20 protein-coding genes are annotated in these 17033 nt (G+C 71.4%); 9 read left to right on the top strand and 11 right to left on the bottom strand.

The window, feature by feature from the left end:
* Positions 1 to 138: 138 nt before the first annotated feature.
* The gene (locus tag ACFFR3_RS08615) at positions 139 to 966 is read right to left on the bottom strand and encodes a peptidoglycan recognition protein family protein (RefSeq protein WP_379482891.1); all 828 of its coding nucleotides are present in this window, start codon (positions 964 to 966) and stop codon (positions 139 to 141) included.
* Positions 967 to 1164: 198 nt separating this feature from the next.
* Positions 1165 to 2130 (bottom strand): C40 family peptidase, encoded by a 966-nt coding sequence (locus ACFFR3_RS08610; RefSeq protein ID WP_345407623.1) that lies wholly within the window; start codon positions 2128 to 2130, stop codon positions 1165 to 1167.
* Positions 2131 to 2249: 119 nt separating this feature from the next.
* Between ACFFR3_RS08610 and ACFFR3_RS08605 the strand changes: the two genes are divergently transcribed.
* Complete coding sequence (locus ACFFR3_RS08605) at positions 2250 to 2531, top strand: metal-sensitive transcriptional regulator (protein ID WP_345407621.1); 282 nt, start codon at positions 2250 to 2252, stop codon at positions 2529 to 2531.
* A 57-nt stretch (positions 2532 to 2588) separates the two neighbouring features.
* Here ACFFR3_RS08605 and sigJ read toward each other — a convergent pair whose 3' ends face one another.
* Positions 2589 to 3476, bottom strand: coding sequence for an RNA polymerase sigma factor SigJ (gene sigJ, locus ACFFR3_RS08600; protein WP_345407619.1), 888 nt, complete (start codon positions 3474 to 3476; stop codon positions 2589 to 2591).
* 143 nt (positions 3477 to 3619) lie between these two features.
* Between sigJ and ACFFR3_RS08595 the strand changes: the two genes are divergently transcribed.
* The 4 genes from ACFFR3_RS08595 (at position 3620) to ACFFR3_RS08580 (ending at position 7441) form a co-directional block, all read left to right on the top strand.
* Positions 3620 to 4777 carry a serine hydrolase domain-containing protein gene (locus ACFFR3_RS08595; RefSeq protein WP_379482890.1) on the top strand — a complete coding sequence of 386 codons (1158 nt, stop codon included), beginning with the start codon at positions 3620 to 3622 and terminating at the stop codon, positions 4775 to 4777.
* 11 nt (positions 4778 to 4788) lie between these two features.
* On the top strand, positions 4789 to 6228 hold the full coding sequence (locus tag ACFFR3_RS08590; RefSeq protein WP_364373251.1) for an MFS transporter: 1440 nt from the start codon (positions 4789 to 4791) through the stop codon (positions 6226 to 6228).
* Between the two features lie 89 nt (positions 6229 to 6317).
* Positions 6318 to 6800 (top strand): carboxymuconolactone decarboxylase family protein, encoded by a 483-nt coding sequence (locus tag ACFFR3_RS08585; RefSeq protein WP_364373248.1) that lies wholly within the window; start codon positions 6318 to 6320, stop codon positions 6798 to 6800.
* Between the two features lie 134 nt (positions 6801 to 6934).
* A complete protein-coding gene (locus ACFFR3_RS08580; protein ID WP_364373245.1) occupies positions 6935 to 7441 on the top strand; it encodes a methyltransferase family protein in 507 nt (168 codons plus the stop codon).
* Here the strand turns inward: ACFFR3_RS08580 and ACFFR3_RS08575 are convergent, their stop codons facing one another.
* Genes ACFFR3_RS08575 through ACFFR3_RS08555 form a run of 5 tightly spaced genes read right to left on the bottom strand, consistent with a single transcriptional unit; the run spans position 7442 to position 12081 of the window.
* Positions 7442 to 8515, bottom strand: coding sequence for an adenosine deaminase family protein (locus ACFFR3_RS08575; protein WP_345407615.1), 1074 nt, complete (start codon positions 8513 to 8515; stop codon positions 7442 to 7444).
* The gene (locus ACFFR3_RS08570; RefSeq protein ID WP_345407613.1) at positions 8512 to 9564 is read right to left on the bottom strand and encodes an ABC transporter substrate-binding protein; all 1053 of its coding nucleotides are present in this window, start codon (positions 9562 to 9564) and stop codon (positions 8512 to 8514) included. Before ACFFR3_RS08570 ends, ACFFR3_RS08575 begins: the two co-directional genes overlap by 4 nt.
* 14 nt (positions 9565 to 9578) lie before the next feature.
* On the bottom strand, positions 9579 to 10556 hold the full coding sequence (locus ACFFR3_RS08565; protein ID WP_364373241.1) for an ABC transporter ATP-binding protein: 978 nt from the start codon (positions 10554 to 10556) through the stop codon (positions 9579 to 9581).
* Complete coding sequence (locus tag ACFFR3_RS08560) at positions 10553 to 11344, bottom strand: ABC transporter permease (protein WP_345407607.1); 792 nt, start codon at positions 11342 to 11344, stop codon at positions 10553 to 10555. Before ACFFR3_RS08560 ends, ACFFR3_RS08565 begins: the two co-directional genes overlap by 4 nt.
* Complete coding sequence (locus ACFFR3_RS08555; RefSeq protein ID WP_345407605.1) at positions 11341 to 12081, bottom strand: ABC transporter permease; 741 nt, start codon at positions 12079 to 12081, stop codon at positions 11341 to 11343. Before ACFFR3_RS08555 ends, ACFFR3_RS08560 begins: the two co-directional genes overlap by 4 nt.
* A gap of 217 nt (positions 12082 to 12298) precedes the next feature.
* Here ACFFR3_RS08555 and ACFFR3_RS08550 point away from each other — a divergent pair, with 217 nt between their 5' ends.
* Positions 12299 to 13243, top strand: a complete 945-nt coding sequence (locus ACFFR3_RS08550) for a LacI family DNA-binding transcriptional regulator (RefSeq protein WP_379482889.1) — start codon at positions 12299 to 12301, stop codon at positions 13241 to 13243.
* A gap of 84 nt (positions 13244 to 13327) precedes the next feature.
* Here the strand turns inward: ACFFR3_RS08550 and ACFFR3_RS08545 are convergent, their stop codons facing one another.
* The 3 genes from ACFFR3_RS08545 to ACFFR3_RS08535 all read right to left on the bottom strand — a co-directional run bounded on the left by ACFFR3_RS08545 (position 13328) and on the right by ACFFR3_RS08535 (position 15553).
* Entirely contained in the window at positions 13328 to 14143 is an 816-nt protein-coding gene (locus tag ACFFR3_RS08545; RefSeq protein ID WP_379482888.1) for an inositol monophosphatase family protein, read from the bottom strand.
* Entirely contained in the window at positions 14107 to 14529 is a 423-nt protein-coding gene (locus ACFFR3_RS08540) for a MarR family winged helix-turn-helix transcriptional regulator (RefSeq protein WP_364373230.1), read from the bottom strand. Before ACFFR3_RS08540 ends, ACFFR3_RS08545 begins: the two co-directional genes overlap by 37 nt.
* Before the next feature lie 193 nt (positions 14530 to 14722).
* A complete protein-coding gene (locus ACFFR3_RS08535) occupies positions 14723 to 15553 on the bottom strand; it encodes an alpha/beta fold hydrolase (protein WP_364373227.1) in 831 nt (276 codons plus the stop codon).
* A gap of 101 nt (positions 15554 to 15654) precedes the next feature.
* Between ACFFR3_RS08535 and ACFFR3_RS08530 the strand changes: the two genes are divergently transcribed.
* From ACFFR3_RS08530 to ACFFR3_RS08520, 3 genes are read left to right on the top strand one after another with little or no spacing between them, the layout of a single operon-like run.
* The gene (locus tag ACFFR3_RS08530) at positions 15655 to 16065 is read left to right on the top strand and encodes a winged helix-turn-helix transcriptional regulator (RefSeq protein WP_345407595.1); all 411 of its coding nucleotides are present in this window, start codon (positions 15655 to 15657) and stop codon (positions 16063 to 16065) included.
* Positions 16066 to 16086: 21 nt separating this feature from the next.
* Complete coding sequence (locus ACFFR3_RS08525) at positions 16087 to 16653, top strand: GNAT family N-acetyltransferase (RefSeq protein WP_345407592.1); 567 nt, start codon at positions 16087 to 16089, stop codon at positions 16651 to 16653.
* Positions 16654 to 16694: 41 nt separating this feature from the next.
* A complete protein-coding gene (locus ACFFR3_RS08520) occupies positions 16695 to 17024 on the top strand; it encodes a hypothetical protein (RefSeq protein ID WP_364373219.1) in 330 nt (109 codons plus the stop codon).
* Positions 17025 to 17033 lie beyond the last annotated feature (9 nt).

Genomic DNA, 17033 nt, shown 5'->3' with positions numbered 1-17033 from the left:
TGTCCCGCTCGCGCGGCACCTCCCTCGCCCGCCGGGGCGCCGACGCCCGCCACCACCTTCTCGCGTCCCTCCACGACGACATCGTGGTGAACCTCGCGGACGTCCTTGAGGTGCTCCTCCGCCGCCGATCGGACAGCGTCAGATGCGCAGCAGCGGCGGCCAGGTCAGCGGCCCGACCTCGCCGTCGGCCTCGAGGCCCTCGGCCTGCTGGAACCCGCGGACCAGCTCCACCAGCTGGTCGTCGCAGAGCGTCGACGTCAGCCAGCCCTCCAGCCCGTCCGCGACCTGCGCGTACGCGGCCGGCGGGACGTGCCCGCGGGCGAACAGGCACCCCCTGACGGTCTTGACGTCGAAGTTGTCGTCGCCGAGCCGGACCAGCGGCAGTTGCTTCACGATGTCCTCCGTCCAGGACCCTCCGGGGCCGGGGCCTCCAGGGGCGGGCGTGTCGCCGACGAGGGCCGCGACGGCCGCCCTGAAGTCGGTCATGTCGATCGAGTGGGGGTCGGGCTTGGAGGTGTTGACCTCCCGGTGCGCCTTGACGCGCGAGGCGGGCAGCCCGAACTCGCGGCACAGCTCCGCGCACAACTTCCGGTACGCGTCCAGCTGCTCGGCCGGCCACGGCTGGGAGCCGTCGTTCTCCGCCTCGATGCCGATGGAGCTGGAGTTGTCGTGGAAGGCCGACGTGGAGGGCGCGTTGTGCCAGCACCGGCCTGCGGCGATCACGTAGATGTGACCGGACCGGCCGAGCCCGAAGTGGGACAGCGGCCCCTCGAGGTCGGGCCGCCCGTCACGGACGACCGCGAGCGAGGGGTAGTCGCCGCCGCCCGCGGGCCCCGCGGTGTGGTGGCAGACGATGCCCTGCACTTCGGGCTGGGGGCCGTGGCCGCGGCCACGCCAGCCGGACACCTCGGTCACCGGATGCCCGGTGCGCCGGGCGACGTCGGCGAGCTGGGTCAGGAAAGGCATCGAGGACCTCCGTGGTGCGTCTCGATGATGCTCACAACCTTCGGTGTTGGAGGACAAGACGACCGCGTCATCGCGGTGCACGGCCGCCGCGGGGGATGGGCGGCCGGTGGCCTCGCCGGTGTGGCGGGCGCTTACAGATCACTAGCACGCGGTACCCGAGCGCGACCGGAAAATGCGCAGAAATCACAGCGCCGGAGGTCAGGGCCGTACGGCGCCGATCAGGCGGTCGCGCCAGTAGCCGTCGAGGGAGACGATCTTGACGACGTCGCCGGTCTGCGGGGCGTGGACCATCTTGCCGTCGCCCACGTACATGCCCATGTGCCCGAGACCCCTGCTGAACAGCAGGTCGCCGGGCTGCGCCGCCGTCACGGGGACCCGCCGCGCGGCGCCCCAGCTCCACTGCGTGTACGTGGTGCGCGGCAGCGTCACCCCGGCCGCCCGCCAGGCCGCCTGCACGAGCCCGGAGCAGTCCCACGAGCCAGGCCCGGTGCCGCCGTACCGGTAGGGCTTGCCGATCTGCGCGAACGCGAACTCCAGCGCCCGCCGCGCGTTCCCCGACGCAGGCCCGGTGTAGGTCTTGCCGGTGCTCTGCGGATTGCCGGTCTTGAACGCCCCCAGCCGCCGCAGCAGCGCGGTCTGCTGGTCCACCAGCTTGTCGACCTGGGCCTGTTCGCGGCGTACCTCGTCGCGGGCCTCGTCGGCCTCGGCCAGCACGGCCTTGGCCCGGTCGCGCTTCTGACGCAGCCGCGCCGTGGCCGACTCGAAGGCGCGCAGCCGGGCGGCGCGGTCGCGGGCGAGCTGCTCCAGCGCCGCCATGCCGCCGAGCACGGCCTCGGGGTCGCCGCTGCCGACGAAGCGCTGCCAGCTCAGCGGCGAGCCGAGCTGGTAGTCACGCGCGGCCAGGTCGGCCAGCTCCGCGCGCAGCTCCTCGGCGCGCGCGTCGTCCGCCGCCGCCTCCGCGTCGAGCGCGCGGTAACGGTCGCGGGCCGTCTTGTACGCCTCGCTCGCCCGGTTGTAGCGCTCGACGAGCTGGTCGGCCTTCTCGTTGAGCTTGACCAGCCTGGCCCTGGCCTGGGCCGGTGACGGGTCGGCCATGGCGGGGCCGGGTAAGGCCACGGCCATCGTGCAGACCACCGCTGACACCGCCGCCGTCCGTACCCTCACGTGTGCGCCTCCTCCGTCGTCACGACGAGGTACGCAGGCGCGGCGCCGTCCGGTTCAGCGGCGGCCCGGAATACGGTACAGGGGTATGGTGTTGCGCAGAGGCGAGGGGAGGGCGTGACATGGCCGGATACAGCGCCAACAAGCAGGACCACGCCATGCGGCTGCGCCGCGTCGAGGGGCAGATCCGCGGGCTGCAGCGCATGGTGGAGGACGACCAATACTGCATCGACATCCTCACCCAGGTGTCGGCGGCGACCAGCGCGCTGAAGGCGTTCTCGCTGTCGCTGCTGGAGGAGCACCTGGCCCACTGCGTCGCCGAGGCCGCTCAGAAGGGCGGCCCCGAGGCCGACGCCAAGGTCAAGGAGGCCTCCGACGCGATCGCCAGGCTCGTGCGCTCCTGACGCTCAGCCGGGGGCGGGGCCCGTGCTGCCGCGTACGAGCAGCCGGGCGGCCGGGTTTCACAGCTCCAGGTGGGTGAGGTCGAGCCGGGCCAGCCGGTCGGAGTCGGACAGGATGTCGATGGTGGAGATCTTGCCGTCGGAGATGGTGAAGCTCATGACGGAGATGAGCCGTCCGTCAAGGGTGTTGACCAGGCCGGCGAGACCATTGACCAGCGCCGGGTGGGCGGTGGCGCTGGTGGCCATGCGCTGGAAGGTGCCGAGCTGCCCGGCCACCGCCGCGACACCGCGCAGCACCTTCATGCCGCCGGCGAGCGTCCCGCCGTCGCCGCGCAGCACCACGTCGGGGTCGAGAATGGACACCAGCGCGGCGAAGTCGCCGCCGCGGGCGGCGGCCAGGAACGCGTCCACCACGCGGCGCTGATCGGCCGGATCGGGGTCGGGGTTCGGGGCCGCGCCGCGGACGCGCTGACGGGCGCGGCTGGCGAGCTTCTTGGCCGCCACGGGCGTGCGGTCCACGATGGGCGCGATCTGCTCGAACGGCAGGCCGAACATGTCATGGAGCACGAACGCCAGCCGTTCGGCCGGGCTCAGGGACTCCAGCACGACCAGCAGCGCCAGGCCCACCGAATCCGCCAGCAGCACCTCCTGCTCCGGGTCGGCGGCATCCGCGAGGCTGACCACCGGATCGGGCAGGCGCTCCTCCAGCGACTCCTCCCGCCGGGACTTACGGGCACGCAGCATGTCCAGGCACACCCGGCCGACCACGGTGGTCAGCCAGCCACCGAGATTGTCGATGTCGCCCGAGTCCGAGCGCGCCAGGCGCAGCCATGCCTCCTGGACCGCGTCCTCGGCCTCGCTCAGCGAGCCGAGCATGCGGTAGGCAACCGCCTTCAGATGGGGACGGTGCCCCTGGAACTGGTCGGCCAGAAAGTCATGCGGCGTCACGGTCGTCTTCCTCTCATCTCAGTCACGTCAAAGCGCTGACGCATCAAATCAAGGAAAGGTGACCGCGTACGCACCCGGTCACCTTTCCCGCGGACCATGCGTCATGTCGGTGCCCAACACTCCTGACGAAGGGTTGCCGAACGATGAGCAGGATGAATGTCCACGGAACGGTCGCGGACGGCTTCGAGCCGGTGCGCGAGGAGTTCACCGCGATGGTGGCCGAGCAGGACGGCCAGGCGGGCGCGCAGCTCACCGCCTACGTCCGCGGCCGGCGGGTGGTGGACCTGTGGAGCGGAGACGAGGCCGACGGTGACACGCTGACCGCCGTCTACTCCTCCACCAAGGGCGCCGCCACGCTGGTGACGGCGCTGCTGGTGCAGGAGGGCGTTCTCGACCTGGACGAGCCGGTGGCCCGGCACTGGCCGGAGTTCGCCGCCGCCGGTAAGGACACGATCACGCTGCGGGACGTGCTCACACACCGCTCCGGCGTCATCGGGATCGACGGCGGGCTGTCGGCGGCCGAACTGGCCGACGACGCGGTGATCGCCTCCTGTCTCGCCGGGCAGCGGCCGTACTGGCGGCCCGGTTCGGCCTACGGCTACGGCGGGTTCGTCACGTTCGCCATCGTGAACGAGGTGATCCGGCGGGTGACCGGCCACTCGCTCCAGCAGCTCTACGACGAGCGCATCCGGATCCCGTACGGGCTGGACCTCTTCCTGGGGCTGCCCGCGGCCGAGGAGCAGCGGTTCCGGCCCATCCAGTGGTGGACCGCCACACCGGAACAGGAGACCGCGTTCTGGTCGAACCTGCCCGGCCCGCACAGCATCCTCGGCATCGGCTACGGGCTCAACAGCACGCCGCCGCTGGACCAGGTCGCCTTCGCCAACACCCGCGCCGTCCGCGCCAACGGCCCGGCCTCAGCCGGCGGGGTGGGCAGCGCACGCGGCCTGGCCGGCCTGTACGCGGCGGCCGTCTGGGGCCTCGACGGACGCCCCCCGCTCCTCAAACCGGACACCGTCGCCGAGTTCGCCCAGCTTCACTCGTCCGGCTCGGATCTGGTCCGCGGCGCGCAGGGCAACTACGCGCTCGGCTTCCAGGCCAAGGGCCTGCGGTACACGTTCCTCAGCGCCAACGCGTTCGGCCACGACGGCTCGGCGGGCTCGGAGTCCTTCGCCGACCCGGTCAGTGGCATCGCGTTCGGCTACACGCGCCGCCGATTCGGCTTCGCCTGGTCCTACCCCGAGCACGACCGGCTCGCCGCAGCCGTCCACCGCGCCGCCATCGCCGCCATCGCCGCCTGAGGAGCCTGGTGATGAGTGTTCCCGAAAGAAGAAGCGGCCTGGCCCTGCTGGTGATCGCCGCCGCGCAACTGCTGATGGTGATGGACGGCACCATCGTGACCGTGGGCCTGCCCGTCATCGGAGCCGGGCTCGGCATCGCCGAGGCCGACCTGGACTGGGTGCTGACCGCCTACGCCCTGGCCTTCGGCGGCCTGCTGCTGGCCGGTGGCCGCGCCGGCGACCTGTTCGGCCGGCGCAGGCTGTTCCGGGCCGGGCTGGTCGTCTTCCTGGCCGCCTCCCTGCTGGGCGGCCTGGCCGGCACGGGGAGCGTGCTGATCGCCGCCCGGGTGCTGCAGGGCGTCGGAGCCGCGATCGTCGCTCCGGCCGCGCTGTCCCTGCTCGCCGACACCTTCCCCGCCGGGCCGGAGCGCAACAAGGCGCTCGGCGTGTACGGCGCGATGGGGGGTCTCGGCTCAGTCGCCGGCCTGCTGCTGGGCGGCGCTCTCACCGAATACGCGGGCTGGCGCTGGATCATGTTCGTCAACATCCCCATCGCACTCGTGGTCCTCGCCGGATCCTCCGCCCTGACACCCGGCAGCCGCGAGCGCGGCCAACTCGACCTGCCCGGCGCGGCCACTGTGACGCTCGCCCTCGGCTCACTGGTGTACGCGATCAACCGGGCCGGCTCGCACGGCGCAGACGACGGGCTCACCCTGACCTTCGGCTCAGCCGCAGTCGCGCTGCTCGTGGTGTTCGCGTTCATCCAGCGCACCGCGCGCAGCCCGATGCTGCCCTCAGGCGTCCTGGCCGACCGCGGCCGGCTCAGCGCCAACCTCGTCATGCTGCTCATGGGGGCCGGGCAACTGGCCACGTTCTACTTCCTCACCCTCTACATGCAGACGATCAAGCAGTACTCGCCCATGATCACCGGTACGGCCTATCTGCCGTTCGCGATCGGCATCGGCCTCGGCTCCGGCCTCATCGGACCCCGTTTGCAGGCCCGCACCTCCACCCGGGCCGTCCTCGCGATGGGGATGGCGGTGGCCGCCGCGGCGATGGGCTGGTTCAGCCTGCTCACCCCCGACCAGAACCCCCTGCTCGCGCTCCTGCCCGCCCAGCTCGCTGGCGGCATCGGTCTGGGCATCGGCTTCGTCGCGGCCACCATCGGCGGCGTACAGGGCGTCGCACCGCGCGACTCAGGCATCGCCTCCGGCTTGGTCAATACCAGCCAGCAGATCGGCGGCGCCCTCGGCCTGGCCGTCCTGGCCGGCATCGCCGTCACCGCCACCGCCGACCAGCCCTCGGGCACACCCCTGCCCGACGCGCTGACCAGCGGCTACACCGCCGGCATGCTCGGCGCGGGCGGCTTCTACCTCGCCGCGATCCTCACCGCCGCCCTCCTCCTACGCCCCCGGCCCGCCAACCGGGACACTGAGCCCACACCGCAGGCCCTCGGCAGCACGCCCGGCTGAAATCGACCGCCCCAACCGGTCACCTTCGCTCCACACGATCCGTCAAAGCAGCGATCCACGAGTTGAGACTCCCGAAGGGAACACCCACCATGACCACCATCGAGTCGCGCCTGCCCAACCCCGCCGTGCTCGTCCCCGAACTCAAGGACATCGGCGGCGCCCTGTACAAGGCAACCGGCAACGGCACCATCCCGCAGACCACCATCAGCCTCATGCAGCTGCGCGCGGGCCAGATCGCCGGCAACACGTACCTGACCGTCCTGCACACCGGCAACCTCCGCAAGGCCGGCGCCACCGAAGAGAGCATCACCGCCGTGGCCTCCTGGCAGGACGCGCCCTACTTCACCGACGCCGAACGCATCGCACTGGAGCTCGTCGAATCCGTGCTCACCCCGAACCCGTCCGGCGAACGCGTCTCTGACGAGCTGTACGCCCGAGCCTGCGAGCACTACGACGACAAGGCGCTCGCCACCCTCATCATGGCCATCGGCCAGGTCTGCTTCTTCCTCCCCCTGGCCCTCATCGGCAAGCCGCTTCCCGGTGTGTCGCCGGCGGAGCAGTGGAGACCGTAACGCCCGAAATCCTCAGGGCGAGGACACGGCAACCCGTGCCTCGCCCTGCCCGGGGCCAGATCAGGGCCGAGAGCGTTGACCGGCCGCTGCCCCCGACCTAAACTCATCACATGATGAATTGATCGGAGGCAGCGATGCACAGAACGACGGCAGCAACAGTGAGCACGGCGTTCTTCGCCGTCGGCCCCGGCCTCGTCGCCGTGGCAGGTCCCTGGTGGGTCTCCCGCTGGCAGCTGCACGAGCCCTTCCCGGCCTGGGCGATGGTGCCGGTCAGGGCTGTGGGGGCGCTGCTCTTAGCGGCCGGGCTCGTCATCCTGGCCCAGGCGTTCGTCCGGTTCGTGGTCGAGGGCTTCGGCACGCCGATCCCCGCCGCGCCACCGGACCGCCTGGTCGTGGGCGGCCTGTACCGCTACGTGCGCAACCCCATGTACCTCGGGCTGTTCGCCGCCGTCATCGGGCAGGCCATGGTGTTCGGCAACGGCTGGCTGCTGGTCTACGCGGCCGTCATGGCGGTCCCGGTCGTGCTCTTCGTCCGGCTCTACGAGGAACCGAGGCTCCGGCGCAGTTTCGGCGCCGACTACGAGCGCTACCGCGCGGCCGTGCCCGGATGGTGGCCGCGCGTGCGCCCGTACCGGCCCTGATCACCCGGCGGCGGCCAGCTCGCTCTCCATGCGCCGGCGCAGCGCGGCCTTCTCCGGCTCGGGCAGCCAGCACGCGTCCACCCCGGCCAGCGCCATCGCCTTCAGCCGCTCGTCCGGCACACCGAGGTCGTCGGACAGGATCCGGTACTCCTGCGTCAGCGACGTCGGGAACATGCCGGGGTCGTCGGAGGCGGGGATCACGTTCAGCCCGGCCTCGATCATCGCCGCGATCGAGGCCCGCCGCCACGGCCGCCACGAGCGCCGCGACGTCGTCGAGATGACGGTGAACGGAACCCGCTCGTCCCTGACCCTGGCCACCACCTCGTCGTCCTCCAGGACGAAGTAGCCGTGGTCGATCCGGTCGCAGCCGAGCACATCGAGGCAGGTGATCGTGTTGACGGCGACGGGCGCGTGCTCGGAGGAGTGCGCGGTACGCCGCAGCCCCGCCTCACCCGCCAGCCGGAACGCGGCCGCGAACCGCTCGGGCGGCCCCGCCGTCTCCAGGTTGTCCAGCCCGATCCCGGCCACGTAGTCGTGCGGGTGGTCCACCACCGTGCGCACCCAGGCCAGCGCCTCGTCACCGGTCCTGCTCCGGTCGACCGCCGCGATGAGCCGGCCGGTCATGCCGAAGTCGCGCTCGGCCATCCTGATGCCCTCGGCGTACGCCTCCACCACGCTCGCGTAGCCGAGCTTCTCCTGCTGCTCGGTCAGCGCGTCGAAGGACAGCTCCAGATGCCGGGTCGCGCTCGTGCGGTGGGCCGCCTCGAACGCCTCGTAGGTGATCCTGGTCAGATCGTCGGCGTCCCGCAGCACCTGCAGCACCCACGACGACACCTGGAACAGCGAGTACGACACCTCCGGCTCGTCCGCGCCCCTGCCCTGCGGCACCGGCACCCGGGTGTTCAGATAGAGCCCGGGGTCCGGCGGCAGCGAGTTGACGTCGGCGTAGATGCGTTCCGGCGTGTCCGGCAGGTCGAGCTTCTCCCGCCGGGCCAGCTCGGCGAAGGTCGAGGCGCGCACCGTGCCGATGAGGTGGCAGTGCAGATCGACCTTGGGCAGCGCTGCGAGGTTCACTTGCCGGCCACCTCGCGGGTGAAGCGCTTGACCCAGGCGTCGCGGGTGTCCACGAGCTGGGCCGGGTCGAGCGTCTTGTACCCGGCGGCCACCGGGTCCTTGGCCGCCTCGCCGGTCACCTTGGCGATGTCCGGCGGGATGTCGGCCTTCGGGTTCACCGGCAGGTCACCGACGATCTTCGCCGTGGCGCTCTGCGCCTCCGCCGACAGCAGGTAGTCGATGAACTTCTTCGCGCCGTCCTGGTTGCGCGCGCCCTTGGGGATCATCGCCCGGTTCGTGGCCATGTAGCGGCCCTTCGCGGGAGCCGTCCAGGCGATCGGTTCGCCCGAGGTGACGAGCTGGGTAGCGAACCCGCTCAGCGCGTCCGCCGCGACGATCTCGCCCTGCGACAGCAGGTTCGTGACCTCGGTGGTGGAGCTGTAGAACTGCAGCACGTTCGGCGCCCAGCCGGCCAGCGTGCGCAGCGAGGCGTCGATGTCGTACGGCCCCTTGCCGTACGCCTCACCCACACCCGAGATCATGAGCTGCCCCGCGGTCACCGAGATGTCGGGCAGCGCCACCTTCTTCTGGTACGCGGCGTTCCCGAACAGCTGCCAGTCGGCGGCCTGCTCCTTGGTCAGCTTGTCGGTGTTGTAGATGACGCCGTTCAGCTGGTGGGTGTAGGCGGGGCCGTCGTAGGCGCCCTCGGTCGCGAACGGCGCCAGCTCCTTCATCGCCGGCACGTCGACCTTCTCGAACAGGCCGTCCTTCTGGCCGAGCGCGGCGAAGTAGTCGGAGATCAGCACCACGTCCGCCTCCGGCTCGCCCTTGGCGAGCTTCAGCTTCGACAGCCGGTCGGCGTTGGAGCCGGTGTCCAGCTCCACCTTGATTCCGGTCTTCTTGGTGAACGGGTCGACGACCGCCTGCTCGAACTCCTTCACCCCGAAGGGGAAGGTGCTGACCACGAGGGTGTTCTGCGCGGCCTGCTCGTCGCCGGAGCTCGACCCCGAGCATCCGGCCGCGGCGAGCAGCGTCAGGGCAACGGCCAGTACGGCACGGCGCGTGGGCATGGGTGTTCCTTCTTTCAGCGGGGGAGGGGGACCAGCCGGTCGTCCGGCGTGATCACCGAGACGCTCGATCCTGGAGCGGGGGCGGCGCCGCCGCGCACGTCGGCGAGCAGCCTGACGGTCGCGCCCGACGGGTCCACCACGTCGAGCGAGACCAGCAGATCGACGCCGCGGAAGGCCACGTCGGCCACCGTCGCGCCGAGCCCTTCACCTTCGCCGGCCAGGCGCAGGTGCTCGGGCCTGATCGTCATGGGGGTGCCGTCGGCGGCGGTGAGGAAGTTCTCGTAGCCGAGGAACTCGGCCACGAACCGGTCGGCGGGGCGCGGGAAGACCTGCTGCGGTGAGCCCTGCTGCACGATCCGGCCCTCGTTCATGATGACCATTTCGTCGGACATCTCCAGCGCCTCGTCCTGGTCATGGGTGACGAGGACGACCGTCAGCTCGGTCTCGGCCTGGATGCGCCGGATCTCGGCCCGCATCTGGATGCGCAGGCGGGCGTCGAGGTTCGACAGCGGCTCGTCGAGCAGCAGCAGCTTGGGCCTGATCGCGATCGCCCTGGCCAGCGCCACCCGCTGCTGCTGACCGCCGGACAGCTTCTTCGGCTTGCGATCGGCCAGGTGCGCGAGCCCGACCAGCTCCAGCGTCTCCATGACCCGCGCCCTGCGCTCGGCGGCCGGCACCTTGCGCAGCTTGAGCCCGTAGCCGACGTTGTCGGCCACCGTCATGTGCGGGAACAGCGCGTACGACTGGAAGACCATGCCGAGGTTCCGCTTCTCCGGCGGCGTGCGCGTGCTGTCGACGCCGTCGATGCGGATCGTGCCCGACGTCGGCTCGGCGTAGCCGGCGACCATCCGCAGCGTGGTGGTCTTGCCGCAGCCGCTCGGCCCCAGCAGCGTCGTCAGCTTGCCGGCCGGCACGGCCAGGTCGATCGCGTCCACGGCGGTGAAGGCGCCGAACGACTTGGTGACGGCGATCAGCTCGGCGGCGGCGGTCATTGGTTGATCCCTCCGAAGATCTTGGCGAACCCGACCGTGCGCTCGGCGACCATCGCGATGACCACGGTGGCGGCCAGGATGAGGGTGGAGGCGGCGGCCACCATCGGGTCGTAGGACTGCTGCACGTAGTCGAGCATCGTCACCGGCAGCGTCCTGAAGTCGCGTCCCTGCAGCAGCAGCGACAGCGGCACGTTGTTGAACGAGGTGACCACGCTGAGCAGCCCGGCCGAGAAGATCCCCGGGCGCAGCAGCGGCAGCGTCACGTTGAAGAACGCCCGCAGCGGCGAGGCGCCGAGCCCGCGGGCGGCCTCCTCCAGCGCGGGATCGGCCAGCGCCAGCGACGCGCCGGTCACCCGCACCGCGTACGGCAGCATCAGCGCCGTGTGCCCCACCAGCAGCGTGCTGAAGTTGTCGAGGTCGAGGCCGATCATCAGCTGCTGGAACAGCGCGAGCCCCACCACCAGCTCGGGCACGATGAGCGGCGACAGGAACAGCCCCTCGACCAGCCCCTTGCCCGGCAGATCGCCCCGATGGATGGCGAGCGTCACGGGCACGCCGACCAGCAGCGCGAGCACGGTGGCCAGCAGCGCCAGCTCCAGGCTCGACAGCGCCGCCTCCATGAACGGCTCGTAGCCGAGCGCCTCGCCGAACCAGCGCAGCGAGAACCCCTCAGGCGGGAAACGCAGCACGCTGCCGCTGGTGAAGGCCGTGGCCACCACGAAGATGATCGGCACGATCATGATGATGTAGCCGACGACCGCGAGCGCCGCCGTGATCGGCCGCTTCACGAGGTGGCCCCCTTCCGTCCCATCAGCGAGGACAGCCCGGAGACCAGGAAGACCAGCACCGTCATGATGAGCGCCGTCGCCGAGGCCGAGGCCCAGTCGACGGTGGTGCTCGCGTACGTGAACAGCTGCGTCGACAGCATCCGCTGGCTCGACCCGCCCAGCAGGTACGGCGTCGTGTAGGCGGTGACGGCCCCGGCGAAGACCAGGGTGGCGGCCACCACGATGCCCGGCATGGTCAGCGGGATGACGACGCTCCACAGCGTACGGATGCGGCTCGCGCCGAGCCCGCGTGAGGCGTCGTCCAGGCCGGGATCGACCTGGGCGACCGCCGAGTAGCAGGAGATGATCGCCAGCGGCAGGAACAACTGGGTCAGGCCCAGCACGATCGCGAGCTTGGTGTAGAGCAGCTGCGGCGCCACGTCCACGAGGCCGAGCGTGACGAGCAGCTGCCCGAGCGCCCCCTTGGAGCCGAGGATCACCAGCCATCCGAACGTGCGCACCACGTTGCTCAGCATCAGCGGGAAGATCGCCACCGCCAGCAGCACGCCGCTCCACCGGGACGGCGAGCGGGCCAGCCAGTAGGCGATGGGGAACCCGAGGACGACGCAGATGACGGTGACGATCAGGGCCAGCCCGACGGTGCGCCCGATGACCTCGAGGTCGTAGGGGTCCTTGAGCATCTCGCCCAGGCGCGCGAAGATCTCACTGGTCGAGACGTCCGGCGGCGCGAAGAGCATCGCGGCCGAGGGGACGAGGAAACCCGCGAGGAGAAGGACGAGCCCTGGCGCCAGTAGGAGGGCCGATTTGCGTGAGATGTCGGCGTCCTTTCTCCGTGGCGTACGCTGTGGTCTGGAACCGGTTGTGGAACCGGTTGCATGAGCCTGACCATAGATTACGAGCGGCCTCGCGCACAAACCGCCGCGTTAATTCCGTGTTACCGCTCAAGGAGGATCAGTGCCGACACTGGCGGACGTGGCCGTACTGGCGGGGGTGTCCAAGGCGACGGCCTCCCGCGCTCTGGGCCGGCCCGACCTGGCCGCCCCCGAGACCGTGGCCCGCGTGCGCGCGGCGGCCGAGCAGCTCGGATTCGTCCCCAACCGGGCCGCCACCCAGCTCGCCAGAGGCAGGACCGGCGTGGTCGCCATCGTGGTGCCCACCCTGGACAACACGTTCTTCACGCCGATCATCGGCGGCGCCCAGGCGCGCGCCGCCGGCTCAGGGATGCAGCTGACCATCGCGGTGCACTCGCTGGAACACGCCGCGCAGCTCGCCGCCGTCGAGCAGCTCGCCCATCAGGTGGACGGGTTCCTGTTCGCCGCGCCACGGGGGTCGGACGAGATCGTGCGGGCGGCGGCGTCGTACAAGCCGACCGTGCTCATCGACCGCGAGATCGACGGCATGCCCTCCACGGTCGCCGACACCGCCACCGCGTTCGGCGCGCTCGTCGGCTGGTTCGCCGAGAAGGGCCACGAACGCATCCTCTACATCGGCGGCCCCGCCGGCTCCTGGCAGGACGGCCAGCGCCAGGCCGCCATCCGCGCCGCCGCCTCCGCGAACGGCGTGACGCTCACCATGCTCGGCCCCTACCCCTCGACGTTCGCCTCGGGCGTGGCGACCGCCGAGGCCGTGGTGGCCGCCCGCGCCACCGCCGTCGTCCCGTACGCGACCTCAATCGGCCTCGGCCTGATGTTCGCGCTGATGCGGCGCGGCGTCACCGACGTCGTGGTCAGCTCGGAGGGCATGGTCGTGGAGAGCCTCGGCCTGCATGACGTGCCGTCGATCGACGTGGACGGCGAGAAGCTGGGCGAGGTCGCCATGGACCAGCTCATGACCCTGCTCGGCGAACGCCGCACCCCCGCCCCACCCACCCGCCACCGCCTCACGGTCCCGATCAGCTAGTGCTTGCTCGCCGAGCCCGGTCGCGGCTTCCAGGCGATCGGTCCAGTGGCGGCTCCTCCTACGCACTGGCGATTCCTTTGCAGATCACCGGATGCCGACGAGGTCCAGCAAGGCCTTGTGGGTGTCCTGGTCGGCGGCGGCTATGAGGCCGCCGGTGCCCCTTTCGGGTGGGTTGCCGTCGAGGCCGGTCACCACGCAGCCGGCGGCGCGGCACAGCGCGATCCCGGCGGCGAAGTGCACGCTGTCGTGGACGTGGCCGTCGGTGACGTACGCGGCGCGCCTGCCGGTCGCCACCCAGGCCAGGGTCAGGGTGGTGGAGGTCACCCGCGGGCGGAACCGCTCCGTGAAGCCCGGGTCGGTGAGCAGGGTGGTCGCGCGGAAGGCGGGGGCGTTCGGGAACGGCGGGTCGAGGTTCAGGTCCACGAGAGGCGGGTGCGCCGACGGCTTGAGGGGCTCCTTCGTGTCGTTCCGGGACACGGTCGCGGTGGTGCCGTCGGTCCAGAAGACCTCGTCGGTGAACGGATCCGCCACGGCCGCTACCGCGATGTCCGTACCCGTGCGCAGGGCGACGTTCACCGCGACCAGCCTCGTGCCTGCGGCGTAGTTGAGGGTGCCGCACAGGGGGTCGACCAGCCACGTGCGGTCGGAGGTCGCTGGGCCGGTGTGGCCGCTCTCCTCGCCCGTTATGGCGTCGTCGGGTCTGGCGGTGCGGATGGTGTCGATGATGGCTCGCTCCGCCGCCACGTCGGCCTCCGTCGCGAAGTCGCCGGCGCCCTTGTCGAAGTGGGTGTGCGTGGCGCCGAACAGGTCGTGGGCGATCGCCGCGCCCGCCAGCGCCGCTGTGCGGGCCACGTCGGCGTCCGTCATGACCGCGGCGCCGGGGTGCCGACGATGGTCCATACCAGGTGCTCCAAACGCTCGCGGTCATCGGGGGCGATGTCCCCGATCAGCTTCTCGACGTGCTCGGTGACCTTGCGGTGGGCGGCGTACGCGATCTCCTTGCCCTGCTCGGTCAGCTCGATGCAGGCGGCGCGGCGGTCGCGCTGGTCGCGTACGCGGGCCACGACGCCGCGCCGCTCGGCCCGGTCGACGAGCCCGGTCATGCTCGACCTCTCCAGCCCCAGCGCCCGGCTCATGTCCGTCATGCCGGTCGAGCCGCCCAGCAGCATGCACAGCAGCTGGGTCTGCTGCGGGGTCAGCTCGAACTCCTTGCCGACCTCGGCGTAGACCCGGCTGACCAGCTGTGCGAGGCGTACCAGCGCGGTGGCCAGCGTGGTGTCCTCCATGCTCCGCATCGTAGTCGACAGTACTTCGTAGTACGAACATCTTGCTTCGTGATACGAACAATTCGTACTACGAACTAAGGTGAGGTGGTGAGAAGTGGCTCAGGACTGGCCATGGCCACGCTGCCGAAGCTGATCGGCGATCTGGTCCCTGGCCGACGAACTGCCCGCCGAACAGCGGCCAAGGAGCGCGCGGTCACTCCTCGATGAACGGGCGCAGCAGCGCGAGCAGGGCGCGCGGCCGGTGCAGCGGGATGATGTGGCCGCAGTCCTCGATGACGTGGCCGGTGAGGTCGTCGGCGTAGGGGCGAAGCTGCCGCTCCAGTGCGGCGCCGACGGGTTTCGCGCCGATCGCCAGCGTCGGCACCGTCAGCCGGGCGGTGACCGCCTGCTCGATCTGCGCCGCGCTCTCCCGCAGCGCCCGGTAGTAGGAGAACGCGCAGGCCAGGGCCTCGCTGCCGGTGTACGCGCGGACGAAGGCGTCCCGGATGGCGGGGGTGACGACGCCCTCGCCGAGTGTGCCGGCGTTCAGGAACCAGTCGACGTACGCGGCCTCGTTGCCCTCCAGCACGGTCTCCGCGAGGCCGGGCACCGCGTGGAAGCCGAACCACCACGGCGGCCCGCCGGCCAGGAAGTCCTCCGCGCCGGGCAGCCGGCCCAGCAGCGACTCCATGACGACCAGGCGCCGCACGAGGTCCGGACGGCGGGCGGCGAGCAGGAAGGCGGGCGGGGTGCCCGCGTCGATGCCTGCCACCGCGGCCGAGGACACACCGAGCGCGGTGAGCAGCGCGGCGGCGTCGTCGGCCAGGGTGGCGGCGTCGTACCCGGTGGCGGCCCTGCTGCTCGCGCCGAACCCGCGCAGGTCCGGCGCGATCACTTGATGGTGAGCCGACAGGTCGGCCATGACGTCCGTCCACACCTGCCAAGTGTGCGGGAAGCCGTGCAGCAGCAGGACGGCGGGGCCGGAGCCGGCGATGGCGACGTTCAGCTCGACGCCGTTGACGGGGACGCGGCGCAGCTCGGGCATGTGAGCACTCCAGACAGGGTGAAGAATGGTGACCACGTCACGATAAGGAACTAGGGTGGTTCGCCCAAGACGGCACTTTTCCCTCAGGTGGTGAGCTCCAGGTGACCACGTACGAGAGCACGTACGAGACCACGGGTGACCGGCGCGGGGACCTGCTCGACCCGCTCTGCCCGACCCGGCAGCTGCTCGACCGCGTCGGCGCCAAGTGGACCTCGATGGCGGTCAAAGTGCTGGCCGAGGCGGCGCCGGGCGAGTTGCGGTTCGCGGAGCTGCGGCGGCGCATCCCCGGCATCTCGCAGAAGATGCTCTCGGTCACCCTGCAGAGCCTGGTGCGCGACGGGCTGGCCGAGCGCCGCGTCGAGCCCACCGTGCCGCCCGCCGTCCACTACCGGCTCACCGATCTCGGCCTGTCACTTGAAGGCCCGCTCGCCGCGCTTCGCGAGTGGGCAGAGACCCATATGGCGCAGATCGACCGCAACAACCGGCTCGCCGAGGAGGTCGGCCGCAGCTGAGCGTGCGATAGGTTGCCCGCCATGTCTGAGATCGGACCCGTCACCTGGCCGCCCGACCCCATCGAGACCGAACGCCTCATGCTGCGCTCGTCCGAGGCCCGCGACCGCGCGGCGTTCATCGAGCTGCTGGCCTCGCCGGAGGCGCACGCCTACCTCGGCGGTCCACGGCCCCGGGACGAGCTGGAGCGCGACGTGCCGCCGGTGCCCGCGCGGTGGGCGGGCAGCTTCGTCGTCGAGCTCGACGGGGAGATGATCGGCAACGTGCTGCTCAAACGGGCGACCGAGCACAGCCGCCCGGCCGCCGTCGGCAAGGCCGAGCTCGGCTACCTGTTCCTGCCCCGCGCCTGGGGCCGCGGGTACGGCACCGAGGCGTGCGCGGCGGCGCTCGCCTGGCTCGACCGCGCGCTGCCCGGCGAGCCGGTGATCCTCACCACCCAGACCGCCAACACCGCCTCCATGCGGCTCGCGGCCAAGCTCGGGTTCACCGAGGTCGAACGCTTCCACGCCTGGGACGCCGAACAGTGGCTCGGCCTGCGCGACCCTTCGACGATTGCTGAAACGAGCGGCGGGCCCGCCGGCGTGCACTAGCGTTCCGCCGCACGGGGACCGTTGCGTCGAGGGGGCACGTCATGGGGGAACGGCTGGAGATCCACCGGGAGACCGTGGAGGCGGGGGTGAAGCGCTGGTCGGCCGCCGCCGCCACGCTCCAGGCCCGGCTGGCCGACGCTCGCGCCAGGATCGAGAGCCTGCACGCCGCCCGGCCGTGGGGGCAGGACGCGACGGGCAGGGAGTTCGAGCGGGCGTACCTCGCCGATGACGGCCCCGGCACCCTGCTGCGGGCCGGCGCCGACTGGGCGGACTTCGCCGTCTCCGCCGGTCCCGGCGTCCTGGAGAGCGTGAACACCTCCGCCTCCGCCGACGCCGGCCTCGCCACGCCCAGGACCCAGCGCGCGTCTTGACGGGGGACC

Source organism: Nonomuraea salmonea (genome assembly GCF_042428605.1).
Lineage (GTDB): Bacteria > Actinomycetota > Actinomycetes > Streptosporangiales > Streptosporangiaceae > Nonomuraea > Nonomuraea salmonea.
The sequence above is the reverse complement of the archived record's forward strand: the minus strand, read 5'-3'. Positions and strand labels throughout refer to the sequence as shown.